General features: G+C 64.6%; 18 protein-coding genes and 1 tRNA gene. 8 read left to right on the top strand and 11 right to left on the bottom strand.

Features of this window, described 5'->3' with window-relative positions; all coding sequences use genetic code 11:
* Positions 1–126 precede the first annotated feature (126 nt).
* The 4 genes from fdxA to R2C4_RS05360 form a co-directional block, all read right to left on the bottom strand.
* Positions 127–465: a ferredoxin FdxA gene (fdxA, locus tag R2C4_RS05375; protein ID WP_027236939.1), complete on the bottom strand. Its 339-nt coding sequence runs from the start codon at positions 463–465 to the stop codon at positions 127–129.
* A 62-nt stretch (positions 466–527) separates the two neighbouring features.
* Positions 528–902, bottom strand: coding sequence for an RNA-binding S4 domain-containing protein (locus R2C4_RS05370; RefSeq protein WP_141889866.1), 375 nt, complete (start codon positions 900–902; stop codon positions 528–530).
* 7 nt (positions 903–909) lie between these two features.
* Complete coding sequence (locus R2C4_RS05365) at positions 910–3,861, bottom strand: helicase-related protein (RefSeq protein ID WP_141889865.1); 2,952 nt, start codon at positions 3,859–3,861, stop codon at positions 910–912.
* 27 nt (positions 3,862–3,888) lie between these two features.
* Positions 3,889–4,455 carry a tetratricopeptide repeat protein gene (locus R2C4_RS05360; protein ID WP_141889864.1) on the bottom strand — a complete coding sequence of 189 codons (567 nt, stop codon included), beginning with the start codon at positions 4,453–4,455 and terminating at the stop codon, positions 3,889–3,891.
* Positions 4,456–4,555: 100 nt separating this feature from the next.
* Here R2C4_RS05360 and R2C4_RS05355 point away from each other — a divergent pair, with 100 nt between their 5' ends.
* The 5 genes from R2C4_RS05355 to R2C4_RS05335 all read left to right on the top strand — a co-directional run bounded on the left by R2C4_RS05355 (position 4,556) and on the right by R2C4_RS05335 (position 8,495).
* Positions 4,556–4,846 (top strand): SCP2 sterol-binding domain-containing protein, encoded by a 291-nt coding sequence (locus R2C4_RS05355; RefSeq protein WP_008554433.1) that lies wholly within the window; start codon positions 4,556–4,558, stop codon positions 4,844–4,846.
* Complete coding sequence (locus R2C4_RS05350; protein WP_141889863.1) at positions 4,846–5,808, top strand: alpha/beta fold hydrolase; 963 nt, start codon at positions 4,846–4,848, stop codon at positions 5,806–5,808. Before R2C4_RS05355 ends, R2C4_RS05350 begins: the two co-directional genes overlap by 1 nt.
* A gap of 159 nt (positions 5,809–5,967) precedes the next feature.
* Positions 5,968–7,788 (top strand): M3 family oligoendopeptidase, encoded by a 1,821-nt coding sequence (locus R2C4_RS05345; RefSeq protein WP_141889862.1) that lies wholly within the window; start codon positions 5,968–5,970, stop codon positions 7,786–7,788.
* Entirely contained in the window at positions 7,788–8,270 is a 483-nt protein-coding gene (locus tag R2C4_RS05340) for a GNAT family N-acetyltransferase (protein ID WP_141889861.1), read from the top strand. Before R2C4_RS05345 ends, R2C4_RS05340 begins: the two co-directional genes overlap by 1 nt.
* Entirely contained in the window at positions 8,271–8,495 is a 225-nt protein-coding gene (locus tag R2C4_RS05335; RefSeq protein WP_027243491.1) for a hypothetical protein, read from the top strand. It begins immediately after the preceding gene.
* Between the two features lie 25 nt (positions 8,496–8,520).
* Here R2C4_RS05335 and R2C4_RS05330 read toward each other — a convergent pair whose 3' ends face one another.
* From R2C4_RS05330 to R2C4_RS05320, 3 genes are all read right to left on the bottom strand, one after another.
* Positions 8,521–8,790, bottom strand: a complete 270-nt coding sequence (locus R2C4_RS05330; protein WP_008557604.1) for a DksA/TraR family C4-type zinc finger protein — start codon at positions 8,788–8,790, stop codon at positions 8,521–8,523.
* Between the two features lie 545 nt (positions 8,791–9,335).
* Complete coding sequence (gene rpoH, locus R2C4_RS05325; RefSeq protein WP_141889860.1) at positions 9,336–10,232, bottom strand: RNA polymerase sigma factor RpoH; 897 nt, start codon at positions 10,230–10,232, stop codon at positions 9,336–9,338.
* Between the two features lie 174 nt (positions 10,233–10,406).
* Positions 10,407–11,432, bottom strand: coding sequence for an RluA family pseudouridine synthase (locus R2C4_RS05320; RefSeq protein ID WP_141889859.1), 1,026 nt, complete (start codon positions 11,430–11,432; stop codon positions 10,407–10,409).
* On the opposite strand from R2C4_RS05320, the gene R2C4_RS05315 reads away from it, so the two are divergent.
* A complete protein-coding gene (locus R2C4_RS05315) occupies positions 11,431–11,736 on the top strand; it encodes a DUF6476 family protein (protein WP_058284357.1) in 306 nt (101 codons plus the stop codon). The two genes, R2C4_RS05320 and R2C4_RS05315, sit on opposite strands and share 2 nt — an antisense overlap.
* Before the next feature lie 10 nt (positions 11,737–11,746).
* Here the strand turns inward: R2C4_RS05315 and R2C4_RS05310 are convergent, their stop codons facing one another.
* The gene (locus tag R2C4_RS05310) at positions 11,747–12,328 is read right to left on the bottom strand and encodes a hypothetical protein (protein WP_141889858.1); all 582 of its coding nucleotides are present in this window, start codon (positions 12,326–12,328) and stop codon (positions 11,747–11,749) included.
* A 165-nt stretch (positions 12,329–12,493) separates the two neighbouring features.
* Here R2C4_RS05310 and R2C4_RS05305 point away from each other — a divergent pair, with 165 nt between their 5' ends.
* Positions 12,494–12,850, top strand: coding sequence for a hypothetical protein (locus R2C4_RS05305; RefSeq protein ID WP_058284355.1), 357 nt, complete (start codon positions 12,494–12,496; stop codon positions 12,848–12,850).
* A gap of 193 nt (positions 12,851–13,043) precedes the next feature.
* Here the strand turns inward: R2C4_RS05305 and R2C4_RS05300 are convergent.
* Positions 13,044–13,120, bottom strand: a tRNA-His gene (locus R2C4_RS05300).
* Positions 13,121–13,304: 184 nt separating this feature from the next.
* Positions 13,305–13,802, bottom strand: a complete 498-nt coding sequence (locus R2C4_RS05295; protein WP_141889857.1) for a GNAT family N-acetyltransferase — start codon at positions 13,800–13,802, stop codon at positions 13,305–13,307.
* Between the two features lie 88 nt (positions 13,803–13,890).
* Here R2C4_RS05295 and R2C4_RS05290 point away from each other — a divergent pair, with 88 nt between their 5' ends.
* Positions 13,891–14,076 carry a DUF6324 family protein gene (locus tag R2C4_RS05290; protein ID WP_058284353.1) on the top strand — a complete coding sequence of 62 codons (186 nt, stop codon included), beginning with the start codon at positions 13,891–13,893 and terminating at the stop codon, positions 14,074–14,076.
* Positions 14,077–14,267: 191 nt separating this feature from the next.
* Here R2C4_RS05290 and R2C4_RS05285 read toward each other — a convergent pair whose 3' ends face one another.
* Positions 14,268–14,750 carry an MmcB family DNA repair protein gene (locus R2C4_RS05285; protein ID WP_058284486.1) on the bottom strand — a complete coding sequence of 161 codons (483 nt, stop codon included), beginning with the start codon at positions 14,748–14,750 and terminating at the stop codon, positions 14,268–14,270.
* Positions 14,751–14,793 lie beyond the last annotated feature (43 nt).

Genomic DNA, 14,793 nt, shown 5'->3' with positions numbered 1-14,793 from the left:
TTGTGGCCTGAGTATATCATAAAAATGGGCCGCCTGAAAGACAGCCCGCTGGTCAGGGACCGCAAAATCCCTATGCAATGCGGCGGTTTTTTGCACAATTGCGCCATCGCTGCGCAGGAGGGAGAATCAGCCGCCTTCGCCGGGTGCCTCGGAGAAATACTTCTCCATCTTGCCCTCTTCACCGTCGCGTTCTTCGGCGTCGGGCAGCGGGTCCTTCTTGGACACGATCACCGGCCACATTTCGGAGTATTTGCGGTTGAATTCAACCCACTTGTCCATGTCCGGCTCGGTGTCCGGACGGATCGCATCCGCCGGGCATTCCGGCTCGCAGACGCCGCAGTCGATGCATTCGTCGGGGTGGATCACCAGGGTGTTCTCGCCCTCATAGAAGCAGTCCACCGGGCACACCTCGACACAATCGGTGTATTTGCAGGCGATGCAGTTTTCCGTCACGACATAGGTCATAGTACCGAGTCCCGTTATCCGTTTGCGCCTAGCTAATCCAGACCGGCCAAGGCTTCAAGCCGTCAAAGGGTATCCTGCTTGCGAGTAAGATCAAGCGCCCTGCGGGCTTTTTTGTCCGGGCGGCCTTTTCCTTCGAACTTGGGATTGGCCGGAATTTTTTCCTGCTTTTCCGTCATGTCGGAATAAAGGGCCTGCGCTTCCGGCGCCGGGCCGCGGCGTTCGCCGGTGGCCTCGATGCGGACCACGCGGATCACCTTGCCCTGGGCGAAGGTCAGAACGTCCCCGGGGGAGACGTTCTGAGCCGGTTTCGATGCCTTGGTGCCGTTGACGCGCACATGGCCCGCGCCGACCTGTTTGGCGGCCAGGCTGCGGGTCTTGAAAAACCGCGCATACCACAGCCATTTGTCGATGCGGATCCGGGGCGCGCCGTCGGCCATGGCCGGATCAGTCGCCCTGTTTCAGCCCCATCAGCGCAGCGGCAAAGGGGTTGTCCGGGTCGATCTGCTTTTCCTTCTTGGCGGGACGCGAGGAATAGGTCTTGGCGCCCTTGTCCTGGCGCGGACCGCCCTTGCGGCCCGGTTTGCCGTGGCCGCCTTCGCCGCCGCCTTTGCCGCCGCGCGGCTTGCCCTTGCCGCCCGGTTTGCCGTCGCCCTGCGGACGGCGGTTCTGCTGGCGCTGGCCGCCCTGACGGCCGCCCCGGGTGCCGCCCCAGGTGAAGGTGTAAAAGACTTCCGTCTCCGCTGCGTCGAGCGCGGCGTCGGCCGCTTCGCCCACCGGGGTTTCAGCCGCAGCAGTCTCTGCAACCGGCGTCTCAGCCACCGGCTCGGCCGGTTCCTCGGCCACCGGGGCAACGCCTGCATCCTCGATCGCTTCGGTGCCTGCGGGCACGTCGGCGGGTGCGGCTTCACCTTCTTCTGCCGGTGCGGCAGCAGGCGTGTTCTCGACCTCGGCGGCGGCGTCCATCACCGGCTTGTCTTCGGACGGGGTGCCGGTTTCGGTCACGACGGCATCCACCGGCTTGACCTTCTGGCGCTCGCCCTTCTCGGCGCTGTAGCCCAGGCCCTGCATCAGGTCGGCGAACTGCTCCAGCGTCATGCCGGTGATCGACAGCATGTCGGCCTTGGCTTCAAAACCGCCGCGGCTGTCTTCGGCGCGCAGCATGTCGGCCAGGCGCTCCAGCATGTCGATGCGGATCATCCGCTCGCCCGCAGCCCGGTAGCCGCACATAGTGTCATAGCCCTCGGGCGCGTCCTTGATCGACGGCACGGTGACCAGACCCGGCGGCGGCGCCTCGGGGAAGTCCTGCAGGCCGTTGGCCAGCGACCACAGCACCAGGCGCAGACGCGTCGGCGCAGGCTTCAGCAGAAGCGGCATGAAGATGGTGAACTGGCCGAAGCGGATGCCGTGCTTGCGCAGCGCGCCGCGGGCGTCCTGATCCAGATCCTTCACCTCCTGCGCAACGCCTGCACGCGGCAGCACGCCGAGGTTTTCGACCATCCGGAAGGCAAAGCCGCGCGCCAGGCCGGTCAGCTCTTCGTCCTTTTGCAGGTCCAGCAGCGGCTCGAACAGCGCGTTGATCTTGCGGGTGATGAAATGCAGCAGGCGGCGCTCCACCTTCTGGGCGACATCCGGCCCGGCGGCGTCGTCGACGAACACCTCGATCTGCGGGCTCAGCGCGTCCGCGCCGGCCACCAGCTTGCCCACCGCATCGCCGCCCCACATCAGGCCGCCCTGCTCGGTATAATCGATCTCGGTATCGGGTGCGTTATAGAACCGGTCCGCACGCAGATGGAATTGCGGCGCCAAAGCCTGCAGCGAGGCCGCTTTCAAGGCTTTTGCCTCAGCACCCTGCGCGCCTTTGTCCGGGCTGAACCGGAACCCTTCCAGACGGCCGACGAATTCGCCTTCGACCGTCACTTCACCCTTGTCATTCACTTCGGCCAAAAGGGCCTCCTTCTGTTTGAGCCGGCGCAGAAGCACGGATGTGCGCCGGTCCACAAATCGCTGAGTCAAGCGCTCGTGCAGCGCGTCTGACAGTCTGTCTTCTACAGCGCGCGTCTCCCCGCGCCAATGGCTTTCGTCACGCAGCCAGCCATTCCGCTGCGCGACATATGTCCACGTCCGGATAAAGGCCAGACGCTTGGACAGGGTATCTATGTTGCCGTCGGTCCGGTCAATCCGCTTGATCTGGCGGGCCAACCAGTCGTCCGGCACCACACCGCCGCCGTGCAGATGCTCAAAAATAACGCCCAGAAGCGAGGTATGTTCCGCATGGCTGATGCCGCGGAAGTCGGGAATCCGGCAGACATCCCACAGCAGTTTCACCGATTGCGCATTGGTGGTGCGGGCGATGATGGCGGATTCGCGCGACAGCATCTTCAGCGCACCCAGGTCGTCGGCCTCGCGCGCCTTGGTCAGATGCTCGTTCGAGGGGCTTGATTCGAGCGAGTTGATCAGCGCCTCGACGGTGCCGAACTGCAGATCGGCAGAGCGCCAGTTGAGCTTTTTCAGCGGCGTGAACTGGTGGTTCATGATCGCCGAGGCGGTGCCTTCATCCAGCGGCCGGGCATCGCCGGTAACACCAAAGGTGCCGTGACTCATGCCGCGGCCGGCGCGGCCTGCGATCTGCGCCAGTTCATTGGGCGCCAAGGGGCGCATCCGGCGGCCGTCGAACTTGGTGGTGGAGGAAAACGCCACATGGTCGATATCGAGGTTGAGCCCCATGCCGATGGCGTCGGTGGCGACCAGGTAATCGACCTCGCCATTCTGGTAGAGCGCCACCTGGGCGTTGCGGGTGCGCGGGGAAAGCGCCCCCATAACCACCGCCGCGCCGCCCTTCTGGCGGCGGATCAGCTCGGCAATGGCATAGACATTATCAACCGAGAACCCGACGATGGCGGTGCGCGGCGGCATCCGGCTTATCTTTTTCGAACCCGTATAGACCAGATCGGACATCCGCTCGCGGCGGTGGAACTCGACGCCCGGCACCAGTGCCGAAATCGGGCCGCGCATGGTGTCGGCGCCCAGGAACAGAGTTTCCAACGTGCCACGGGCGCGCAGCAGCCGGTCGGTGAAGACATGGCCGCGCTCCGGGTCGGCGCAGAGCTGGATCTCGTCGATGGCCAGGAAATCGCATCCCATGCCCTCGGGCATCGCCTCCACCGTGCAGATCCAGTACTGCGCCCGCGGCGGCACGATACGCTCCTCGCCGGTGACCAGCGCCACCACCGAGGGCCCGCGGGCCGCAACCACCTTGTCGTAGACCTCGCGCGCAAGCAGGCGCAGCGGGAATCCCATCACCCCGGTGCGGTAACCCAGCATGCGTTCGATGGCGTAATGGGTTTTGCCGGTGTTGGTCGGGCCCAGGACGGCCACGATCCGCGATGCGCTTGCCATTGCTTCAGCCCCCGCCCCCGAGAGGGCTTAGAGTTCCCTGCCCTCGACAGAGAGCTTCAGACGTTCGAGGGCGCTGCTTACTTCCTCGTGGTGCGGATGTATAGCCTTGGCGCGCTGGTAGGCCTGGTAGGCGCGCGCAGGCTCACGGAACTGCTCGAACAGCGCGCCCAGCGCGTAAATGGCGTTGTAATCCTTGGGATTCAAGGCCAGCGCGCGCTCCAGGTCGGCAACTGACGGACCGTAGAGCCCCATCGCGAAATAGACCCGCGCGCGCTGATACCAGCCGCGGGCGAACTCCGGCGCATGGTCTGTCAGCGCCGTCAGATGCTCTGCCGCCTGCTGCAGATCGCCGCGTTCAATCGCGTCGGTGCCGCGCCGCAACAGCAGGTCCATGGAGGGCGAGCCGCTTTTGGCCCATAGCGCCTGCAGCTCGCGGTCAATCGCCGCAGCCTCCGTTGCGCCGGCAGAGGCCAGATCCTGCAGCAGCACATCGGCCGGCACGGCCTGCGCCAGCGCCTGCCCGGAGAGGGAAAACGCGGCAGCGGACGCTGTTGCCGCCACGATAGCTTTGAGCTTTGGAAAATTTGCCAGCATGATGCCCCCAGTGTAATCCCGCGCGCTGTATTTTCCAGTATTGGATGCACATGCTTCACAGGTTTGTGCTATAAGCGCGCAAAATAGATTGAGGACCGATATGAGCGTTACCCTTGAACAGGCGGCAGAAGCCCTGAACGGCAAACTGGATGCGGGCGAATTCGATTCCACCGCCAAGTTCCAGATCGAAGGCCTGGGCGCCATCATGCTGGACGGCGCCGGCGCCCGTGCCGGCGATGAAGAAGCGGACGTGACGATGACCGCAGATGCCGACACGTTCCAGGCGATCCTGGACGGTGAGCTGAACCCGACCGCCGCCTTCATGTCCGGCAAGCTGACCATCGACGGCGACATGGGCGCCGCGATGAAGCTGGCGGCGGCGCTGGCCTGATGGACGGCGCCCCGGTGGAGCTGCAGCCCGCCCCCCTGTTTGCGGAGATCGCGCAGGGGCCGGCGAACGGCGCAGCCCATTGGGTCCAGACCGCTGACGGCCTGCGCATCCGTGCGGGCCATTGGCACCCCGGGGGGACGGCCAAGGGCACGGTCCTGCTGTTCCCCGGGCGCACCGAGTATATCGAAAAATACGGCCTTGCCGCGGCGGAGTTTGCCGCCTGCGGCTATGCCACCCTCACCGCGGACTGGCGCGGCCAGGGGCTGGCCGGGCGGATGCTGGCAGAGCGCCGTCTGGGCCACGTGGGCCATTTCACCGATTTCCAGAAAGACGTGCAGGCACTCACGGCGCTGGCGGACCAGCTGGAGCTGCCCCGGCCCTGGTTCCTGGTGGGCCATTCCATGGGCGGCGCCATCGGCTTGCGGGCGCTGATCGAAGGGCTGGACGTCAATGCCTGCTGTTTCACCGGCCCGATGTGGGGCATCCAGATCCCGCCGATGATGCGCCCGCTGGTGCGCGTCCTCAGCGGGATCGCGCCGTATCTGCGCCTGCACGAGCGGCTGCTGCCGACCACTGCGCTGGAGCAATATGTCCAGGTCACCCCGTTTGAAGGCAACACCCTGACCACCGATCCGGAGATGTACCGGATGATGCACGCCCAGCTGGAGGCGCAGCCGGACCTGGCGCTTGGCGGCCCCACCATCCAATGGCTGCGCGTCAGCCTGGAGGAATGCGCCTGGCTGGCGCAGCAGCCCTCCCCCGCGCTGCCCTGCATCACATTCCTGGGCACCGACGAGCAGATCGTCAACTGCGAGGCGATCCACGACCGCATGGACCGCTGGCCCGGCGGCGAGCTGGACCTGATCGAGGGCGGCCAGCACGAAGTGATGATGGAAACCCCGGACATCCGCGCGCATGTGTTCTCCCGCATGTGCCGCCTGTTCGAGCAGCACGGCGGCTGACCCCCGCGACATCCCGTTGCCTGTTCAGCGCGCGCCCCCTTTACCCGGCCGTTACCCGTCTCTGTCATTCTCCTGCGCTGATCCGCCCCCGGCTGCTTGTGATCCCGCAAGCCGCCGCTTAGATGTTGGATCAAAGCATTTCTCATGACAGGAGCCCCCATGTTCCAGCTTCCCTTCCCCGTCCGCGACGCAAACGCCACTGCCGGTTCCGGCGGCCTCGGCAAACTGCCGGAATGGGACCTCAGCGATCTTTACGCGTCTGAGGACGCGCCCGAACTGGCCCGCGATCTGGACTGGCTGCAAAAGGAATGCGCCGCCTTTGCCGCCGACTACGAGGGCAAGCTGGCAGATCTGGACGCAGACGGGCTGCTGGAATGCGTGCAGCGCAACGAGAAGATCAACAACATCGCCGGGCGCATCATGTCCTTCGCCGGCCTGCGCTATTACCAGCTGACCACCGACGCGGACCGCGCGGCCTTCCTGTCGGACTGCCAGGAAAAGGTGACCATCGCCACCACCCCGCTGGTGTTCTTCACGCTGGAGCTGAACCGGATCGAAGATGACGCGATGCAGGCGCATCTGGAGGCCAATGAAGAACTCGCCCGCTATGCCAGCGTGTTCCGCCGCATCCGCGCCATGAAGCCCTACCAACTGTCGGACGAGCTAGAAAAGTTCATGCACGACCTCGGCATTGTCGGCGATGCCTGGGAGAAGCTGTTTGACGAAACCATCGCGGGCCTGACCTTCACCGTTGATGGTGAAGAGCTGAACATCGAAGGCACCCTTAACCTGCTGACCGAGCAGGACCGCAGCAAGCGCGAGGCCGCCGCCCGCGAACTGGCCCGCGTTTTCGGCGAGAACATCAAGACCTTCGCCCGCGTCCACAACACGCAAGCCAAGGAAAAGGAAATCATCGACCGCTGGCGCGGCATGCCCAGCGCTCAGACCGGCCGCCACCTGTCCAACGATGTTGAACCGGAAGTGGTCGAGGCACTGCGCGAGGCGGTGGTTGCCGCCTACCCCAAGCTCAGCCACCGCTATTACGAGCTGAAGCGCAAATGGCTGGGGCTGGACGTGATGCAGGTCTGGGACCGCAACGCGCCGCTGCCGCTGGAGGATAGCCGCATTATCGGCTGGGACGAGGCCGAAAAGACGGTGATGGAGGCCTATGAGGCCTTTGACCCCCGTATGGGCGAAATCGCAGCCCCCTTCTTCTCGGACGGCTGGATCGACGCCGGCGTGAAACCCGGCAAGGCGCCCGGCGCCTTTGCACATCCGACCGTCACCAACGTGCACCCCTATGTGATGCTCAACTATCTGGGCAAACCGCGCGACGTGATGACCCTGGCGCATGAACTGGGCCACGGCGTGCATCAGGTGCTGGCGGCCGAACAGGGCGAGATGCTGTCCTCCACCCCGCTGACGCTGGCGGAAACCGCGTCTGTCTTTGGCGAGATGCTGACCTTCCGCAAGATGCTGGACAAGGCCGAAACTAAGGAGCAGCGCAAGGTGCTCTTGGCCGGCAAGGTCGAGGATATGATCAACACGGTTGTGCGCCAGATCGCCTTTTATGATTTCGAATGCAAACTGCACGCCGCCCGCGCCGAGGGTGAGCTGACGCCGGATGACATCAACGCCATCTGGATGTCGGTGCAGGCGGAAAGCCTGGGCGAAGCCTTTGAATACATGGACGGTTACGAGACCTTCTGGGCCTATATCCCGCACTTCGTGCACTCGCCCTTCTACGTCTACGCCTATGCTTTCGGCGATGGCCTGGTGAACGCGCTCTACTCCGTCTATGCGAGCGGCGCCGAAGGTTTCGAGGACAAGTATTTCGAGATGCTGAAGGCGGGCGGCTCCAAGCACCACAAGGAACTGCTGGCGCCCTTTGGCCTCGATGCCACCGACCCCAAGTTCTGGGACAAGGGCCTCAGCATGATCTCCGGCTTCATTGATGAGCTGGAGGCGATGGAGGACTGATGCGCCTCTGCCTGCGCCCGGTGGCCCGCAGCGAATTTGATCTGGTCTCCCGCATCCAGGTGACGCCGGATCAGATCCGCTTTAGCGGCACCGTGGCGCAGGCCTTTGAAGAAGATGAGGAGGGCGTGGATTTTCACGCCGTCCTCGACGGCGCCCGCGCGGTGGGCTTCTTCAAGACCGACCGGCTGTATCACGAGACCTATGAGTTCGCCCGGGCGGATGAGCTGGGCCTGCGCGCCTTTATGATCCACAGCCGCGATCAGGGCAAAGGCTATGCCACTGCGGCTGTGCTAGCCCTGCAACCCTACCTTGCCGCCCGCTACCCGGAGCGCGGTGCGGTTTTGCTGACGGTCAACATGCAGAACCCAAGTGCCATCCGCTGCTACCTGAAGGGCGGTTTTGCCGATACCGGCGGCATCTACCCCCACGGCCTTGCCGGTCCGCAGCACATTCTGCGGATGGGCCTGGCGGCGGAGGGTTAAGTGGCCGGGAAGGACAGTTTCAAAGACCGCTTCCGCCCGTTCTTTGCCTGGGTCCGCGCGCATGTGCCGCGCGGGCTGAGGCTGGTGTTGGGTATCCTGCTGATCCTTGGCGGCATCTTCGGGTTTCTGCCGGTGCTTGGCTTCTGGATGGTCCCGCTTGGCGTTCTCGTGGCCGCCATGGACATAAAGCTGATCCGCCGTTGGCTGCGGCGCAGAAGGCGGTAAGAGCCCGGCCAGACGCCGGCAGCGCTTATTTCAGCTGGCTGTCCTTGGAGCCGCGCCGGTTGATGCCGCCGCGCGCCTGATGCGCGCCATCGCGTTCCTGCTGGCAGTCGATGCACAGCTTGACGCCCGGAATGGCCGCGCGGCGCTTTTCCGGGATCGGCTCCTCACACTCGGCGCAATGGGTCCGGCTTTCGCCCACCGGTCGCTTTTGCGCCTTCAGGCGTGCAAGTTCATCATTGATCGAAGCTTCGATCTGCTCATTCACCGCGCCGTCCTGCGCCCAGCCGCCAGCCATGGCTCCTCCTCCTGTGCCAGAGGATGTGAATGTAGGGCCGCACAGCCGCCCTGACCAGTGCCCTGCGGCGGCAATAACCGAGTAAATCTATCAACTATTTGATTTTATTGCATTTTCCCTTGACCGCCCTTATGCCGCCCGATACACAGGATACAGAAATTGCGAGCAAGCCAGACTCACCAGGCCGCAAGCAGCCAGCGCTCCAGCCCCCCTTCGGGCCAGCCAGACCGCCAGCGACGCCAGCCACCAGAGTGATTTCAGCCAGCCACGCGCCAGCCTTGCAGCCAGCAGCTTCGCCAGCCATCCCTATCCAGCTTGAGCGCACCCAGCCCGCAGCGGCCAGGCACGCGCCAGACAGGTCCCCCCGCCAGCAACCGCCAGCCCTTCAGGTCAGCCAAGCTGACCCAATGTTTCGCGCGCGAAACATTGGGGAAACACTGCTGCCGTAAAGCCAGCACAACCGCCAGCAGCCCGGCACGCTCTGCACGCAAGAAAAAAGGCGGCGCCGCGGCACCGCCTTTACACGCTGTTTGGGGACGCAGAGGTCAGGCGCTGGACAGCATGCCCTTTTCGCTGGCCAGTTCACGCATCTTCTTCTGCAGCTTTTCGAACGCCCGAACCTCGATCTGGCGGATGCGTTCGCGGCTGACGTTGTACTGCGAGCTCAGATCCTCAAGCGTCACAGCCTGATCCATCAGGCGGCGCTGGGTCAGAATGTCCTTCTCGCGGTCGTTGAGCACGTCCAGCGCCTCGGCCAGCAGCTCGCGCCGCACTTCCAGCTCATCGCGGGCCTCATAATCGCCGGCCTGATCGGCATCTTCATCCTCAAGCCAGTCCTGCCACTGCATGGTGCCCTCGCCCTCGCTGCCGACGGTGGCATTCAGCGAGGCATCGCCGCCCGACATGCGGCGGTTCATCGAGATCACTTCATCCTCGGTCACGCCAAGGTCGGTCGCGATCCGCTTGACGTTCTCGGGGCGCAGGTCGCCATCTTCCAGCGCGCCGATGCGGGCCTTGGCCTTGCGCAGGTTGAAAAACAGTTTCTTTTGCGCCGAGGTGGTGCCCAGCTTCACCAGCGACCAGGAGCGCAGGATATATTCCTGGATCGAGGCGCGGATCCACCACATGGCGTAGGTCGCCAGGCGGAAGCCCTTTTCCGGGTCAAAGCGTTTCACCGCCTGCATCAGGCCAACATTCGCCTCGGAGATCACTTCGGCCTGCGGCAGGCCATAGCCGCGGTAGCCCATGGCGATCTTGGCCGCGAGCCGCAGATGGGAGGTCACCATCTTATGGGCCGAGGCCGCATCCTGTTCTTCCACCCAGCGCTTGGCCAGCATGTATTCCTCTTCCGGCTCCAGCAGCGGAAACTTGCGGATTTCCTGGAGATACCGGTTCAGGCCGCCTTCGGGCGTCGGGGCAGGCAGGTTTGCATAATTCGCCATATAAAGTGTCCCTCCCAAAATGTATAAGGACTTAACATTAGCGCATATGTGTTAGCGCTAAGTCCTTTTCAAGGACCGCTTGTGGAATTCTTCTATGTTAGCGCCGGCGCTGCCGTCTGTGAATTGCATCACAGGGCAGAACACACTTATTTGCTGATAGTTTACTGGCGCAAATTACTGGCGCAAAGCCGCCAGCAAATCCGCCATATCCTGCGGCAGGGGTGCCTCGAATCTGAGCAGTTCGCCGGTGACCGGGTGCGCGAACCCCAGCACCGCGGCGTGCAGGGCCTGGCGCGGGAACGCCCGCACTGCGGCCTGCGCCTCCTCGCTCAGCGCTTTGGCGGGCAGCTTGCGGCGGCCGCCATAGGTGGGGTCGCCCACCAGACTGTGGCCGGCATGGGCCATATGCACCCGTATCTGGTGGGTGCGGCCGGTTTCCAGCCAGCATTCGATCAGCGCCGCGCAGGGCGGATTGCCAAAGCTTTCGCAGATGCGGGCCCGGGTCACCGCGTGGCGGCCGCCCTGGAACAGCACCGCCTGTTTCTGCCGGTCGGTCTTGTGCCGGGCCAAATGGGTGGTGAGCTTGAGGATATTGCCAGGCTCGAAGCTCGCCCCTTTGACGCCGCGCAGGCGCGGATCGTTGCCGTCGGGCACGCCGTAGCAGACCGCCTGGTAGTAGCGCTCCACCGTGTGCTTCTCGAATTGCACGGCCAGCCCCTGATGCGCGGCATCTGATTTGGCCACCACGAGGAGGCCGCTGGTCTCCTTGTCGATGCGGTGCACGATGCCCGGGCGCTTGACCCCGCCGACACCCGACAGGTTGCCGCCGAAATGATGCAGCAGCGCGTTGACCAGGGTGCCAGAAGGCGAGCCCGGCGCCGGATGCACCACCATGCCCGCAGGCTTGTTGATCACGATCAGGTCGCCGTCTTCAAAGACGATCTCCAGCGGGATGTCCTCGGGGCCGATATGGCTGTCTTCAGCCTCTTCCACCTCGATCGCGATAACCGCGCCAGCCGCCACGTTGGCCTTTGGGTCCTGCACCACGGCGCCATCCACGGTCAGCGCCCCCTCCCCGATCAGCCGCGCCAGCCGGGTGCGCGACAGGGCGGCCTCCTCTGGCACATCGCGCGAAACCGCTTTATCAAGCCGCTTAGGCGGGTTTTCCGCGATGACAAACTCAATCCGGCGGCTGCCCATGACTGATCCTTCCGAGACCGAAATCCAAACGGAGCCGCCGCAGATCCGGTTTCTGCGGCGGCTGGTGACCACGCTGACCGTGGTGATGATTGGCGGGCTTGTAGTGATAATCTCACTGCTTGTCATCCGCCTGCAGGCAAGTGATGCACCGCTGCCTGCGGAAATCGCCCTGCCCGCCGGAGCGGAGGCAGAGGCGGTGACCCTGGGCCGGGACTGGATCGCGGTGGTCAGCCGGGACAACCGCATCCTGATCTACGACCGCGAGACCGGCGCGCTGCGTCAAACGGTGCAAATCACGGACTGAGCCGCCCGGCTCAGGACCTCAGCAGAACCTTGTTGGAGTCGATTGCAGCGGCGATCTGAGCGTATTGGGTCTGCCGGTCCTGCGCCGTTTCCGCGCTGCGCAGCAGGACGGTGGCTGCGTCATCCAGAATGCGGGCGGCTTCGCGGTTGACCGCCGCCTGAGCCGAGGCGCGCACCGGAGTGAGCGGCCGGTTAGTGCGCTCTGCCGGATCGCTTGCGCTGGAGACGGTCACCCGGCTCCGGTCGGGATCGCGGTTCTGGCGGGCCAGCTGCCTGAGCCTGCCGGAGCTGTCCTGCAGCACGCTGCGCACCTCGTCGTAATCGGTATCCTCGGGAATACTGCCCGCTGCGGCTTCCAGCCGTTCGGACAGGCAGTCGACCTGCAGCGCCGAATCACCAGTCGCGCGGCAAAAGGCCTTGGCCGTAGCCAGCGTCGCCAGCAGCTCCGCCAGAAAGGCCGCCGAGCCGAACTCTCCGCCCGGCACCACCACCGTGTAAACAAACGGTCCCGGGCTTTGCGCAAGGGCCGGCGCGGCGGCCAGGCCCAGGCAGGAAACCCCTGCGGTCAAGGTCTTGGCAATTGAATTCAGCATCTCGTTACCCCCGCTGCATCGCTGAAAGCACCCGCCGCCGCCCGCTCCGCGCAGCGGCACTGCGCGGCATCTTGCCGGAACCCGGAAACCAGGTATCTGCGTTATTGCCCGGTGCTCAGCCGTTAACTAATCTGAATACGTTCCTAATCATAAGGTTGTTTATCCATGTATACCAGTATCTTGCAGGCGGCCACGCTGATAATTCCGCTCGCCTTCGCCGGCCAGGCGGCTTTTGCCCAGGCCGCGGACCCGGCCCTGGAAGAGGCCAAGCGCCGTCTGGCCTGCGGTGCCGGGGTGCCTGTTTCCGCCAGCTATCTTCCAAACGGCTCGCTGCAGGTGACCTGCCAGGCGCCAGGTGCCGAAGCCGTGGCCCAGTCCAGCACCAGCCGCATGCCGGAGACCGGCCTTTCGGCCGGTGCCACAGCCGGGGTGATCGCGGGCGCCCTGTTTCTGGTCGTGATTGCCGACGACGATGACGGCACCACCACGACCACCACGACGACGACAACCACGGCTGATTGAGGCCGGGGCCGGCCGCTGGTTCAGGCGGCGGCCGGCCTGCTTCCCGCCACTCCTCCGGCACTGAAACACGGAGATGGCATCGCAGAGCACGCTCTGTGCCGCCGCAATCAACAGCAGCAAAAGCCCAAGTTCGAAGGACTGTCCCACAAAGGTGCTCGGAGCGTTCTGGATAGTGATTTCTAATAGGGGGGGATGGTACCGCCTCCCCGGCTTGAACGGGGGACCTCTGGATCCACAATCCAGCGCTCTAACCAACTGAGCTAAGGCGGCACTGAGGGGGCATTTATAGCACGTCCCAGGGGCACGCAAGAGGTTTTTTCACGTTTCTGCCGCAGAAAACCGCGGCTGCCGGACGTCTGGTGCGAGACCTTCTGCAATCCGCCGCATCCGCCCGGAATTTATCCACAAGCGATTGCAATTGCAGCCGAATCCAGCGCAGCCCGCCCAGCGGAAATCAGGCGCCGGCGGTTTCAAACGTCAGCCGCCAAGTCTGTTCCACCAAGTCCTGGCCATAGCTGCGCACCGGGCGGCTGCCCGTCAGCTGCCAGCCGAACGCGCGGTACAGGGCACAGGCGGTGCGGTGGCTTTCATGGGTTGTCAGCATCATGCCCCGGTACCCCGCGGCCCGGGCAAATTCCACGCACTCGCGCAACAGCCGCTTGCCCAGGCCCTTGCCGCGGGCCTCCGGGGTCAGCAGGAACAGCCGCAATTGCGCGGTCTCCGCGTCCTTCTTCATGCAGAACACCGTCCCCAGCCGCTCACCGCGGCTTTCGGCCATCCAGCCCCGCTCGCAGGCGGGATCATGGCCCGCGCAGAAACTGTGCAGGATGTCGGCGACCAGCGGCCCGAAGGTCTGGTCGAAGCCCGCCTCGCGGGCATAGAGATCCTGGTGTCGGGCTACCAGCCATTGCATGTCGGTCGGGGCGAATCGGCGCAAGATCACATCCGTCATGCCTTAGTGTAGCGCAAAGGCGGCTTGCCTTTCAGCGTGCGGCGGGCTAGCACCGGCTGCATTCCGCTGACCGGCTAGGGAGTGCAAGATGAGTATCAATACCGAACGCGACATCGAGGCAAACCTGCAAATCGGCCCGACCGATCAGGGCATGGTGCGGATCTTCATCGAGGCGGGCGGCGCCGAGATTCCGATGGACTTCGATCCGGAAGAGGCGGAAGAGATCGCCGACGAGATCCGCGCAGCAGCCCAAGCGGCGCGCAGCATCAAGTGATCCGGGGCGTCTAGGCCGCCGCCCCTGTGACCGGGCCGGTTCCCGGTTCTGCCGCAAGCTCGACCGCTTGGCGCGGCAGCGCAGCGCGCGGCCGCCAGCAGGGCGCCGAAGGCGCGCTGCCGGGCCCAAGGCTGCCAAGGGGACCCGGCGCAGCCGGGGCACCTGCAGGCGCGGGAGCGCGTCCCTCCGCCTTATACTTCCAGATCTGCGCCCCCTGCCCCGCCCAGCAGCAGCCCGTCCTTGCCCGGGACCGGATCGCGCAGGAATTGCAGGCGGCGGGCAGCGTCCATGGCGAACTTCTGCACCAGCTTCTTGCGCCGGGCCGGCGCCAGCTTGTCCTCCGGCGCCATGCGGATGATTTCCGCATCATAGGGATCAGCGATGATCAGCCCGGTGCCGTCCGGCAGCAGCTCGGCCGGAAAATCCATGTCCACCGCCCAGAAATAGCGGTCGCACCACTCCAGATAGCCTTCCCACTTGCTGTCGGCCTGAAAATCTGCGCGGCTGGATTTGCATTCGATGACCCAAAGCTCGCCCTTCGGCCCCAGCGCCATCACGTCCACCCGCAAGCCGCGGGCGGGCACGAATTCCTCCAGCGGCGCGAATCCGAGCGAGCGCAGACAGCGCGACACCCCGCGGGCCAGTTTTTGTCCGGGCTGCAGATCTTCCATCATGGGTGCGAATGTGAACAATTGGTGAACAAATTGCAATCCCGCG

The sequence above is a fragment of the Leisingera aquaemixtae genome, assembly GCF_006740765.1.
GTDB lineage: Bacteria > Pseudomonadota > Alphaproteobacteria > Rhodobacterales > Rhodobacteraceae > Leisingera > Leisingera aquaemixtae.
Note: the sequence above shows the minus strand (reverse complement) of the source record. Positions and strands in the feature narration are given on the sequence as shown.

Coding starts and splice junctions, on each gene's coding strand:
- fdxA (WP_027236939.1), bottom strand. CDS start 465: ATGACCTATGTCGTGACGGAAAACTGCATCGCCTGCAAATACACCGAT.
- R2C4_RS05370 (WP_141889866.1), bottom strand. CDS start 902: ATGGCCGACGGCGCGCCCCGGATCCGCATCGACAAATGGCTGTGGTAT.
- R2C4_RS05365 (WP_141889865.1), bottom strand. CDS start 3,861: ATGGCAAGCGCATCGCGGATCGTGGCCGTCCTGGGCCCGACCAACACC.
- R2C4_RS05360 (WP_141889864.1), bottom strand. CDS start 4,455: ATGCTGGCAAATTTTCCAAAGCTCAAAGCTATCGTGGCGGCAACAGCG.
- R2C4_RS05355 (WP_008554433.1), top strand. CDS start 4,556: ATGAGCGTTACCCTTGAACAGGCGGCAGAAGCCCTGAACGGCAAACTG.
- R2C4_RS05350 (WP_141889863.1), top strand. CDS start 4,846: ATGGACGGCGCCCCGGTGGAGCTGCAGCCCGCCCCCCTGTTTGCGGAG.
- R2C4_RS05345 (WP_141889862.1), top strand. CDS start 5,968: ATGTTCCAGCTTCCCTTCCCCGTCCGCGACGCAAACGCCACTGCCGGT.
- R2C4_RS05340 (WP_141889861.1), top strand. CDS start 7,788: ATGCGCCTCTGCCTGCGCCCGGTGGCCCGCAGCGAATTTGATCTGGTC.
- R2C4_RS05330 (WP_008557604.1), bottom strand. CDS start 8,790: ATGGCTGGCGGCTGGGCGCAGGACGGCGCGGTGAATGAGCAGATCGAA.
- rpoH (WP_141889860.1), bottom strand. CDS start 10,232: ATGGCGAATTATGCAAACCTGCCTGCCCCGACGCCCGAAGGCGGCCTG.
- R2C4_RS05315 (WP_058284357.1), top strand. CDS start 11,431: ATGACTGATCCTTCCGAGACCGAAATCCAAACGGAGCCGCCGCAGATC.
- R2C4_RS05320 (WP_141889859.1), bottom strand. CDS start 11,432: ATGGGCAGCCGCCGGATTGAGTTTGTCATCGCGGAAAACCCGCCTAAG.
- R2C4_RS05310 (WP_141889858.1), bottom strand. CDS start 12,328: ATGCTGAATTCAATTGCCAAGACCTTGACCGCAGGGGTTTCCTGCCTG.
- R2C4_RS05305 (WP_058284355.1), top strand. CDS start 12,494: ATGTATACCAGTATCTTGCAGGCGGCCACGCTGATAATTCCGCTCGCC.
- R2C4_RS05295 (WP_141889857.1), bottom strand. CDS start 13,802: ATGACGGATGTGATCTTGCGCCGATTCGCCCCGACCGACATGCAATGG.
- R2C4_RS05290 (WP_058284353.1), top strand. CDS start 13,891: ATGAGTATCAATACCGAACGCGACATCGAGGCAAACCTGCAAATCGGC.
- R2C4_RS05285 (WP_058284486.1), bottom strand. CDS start 14,750: ATGATGGAAGATCTGCAGCCCGGACAAAAACTGGCCCGCGGGGTGTCG.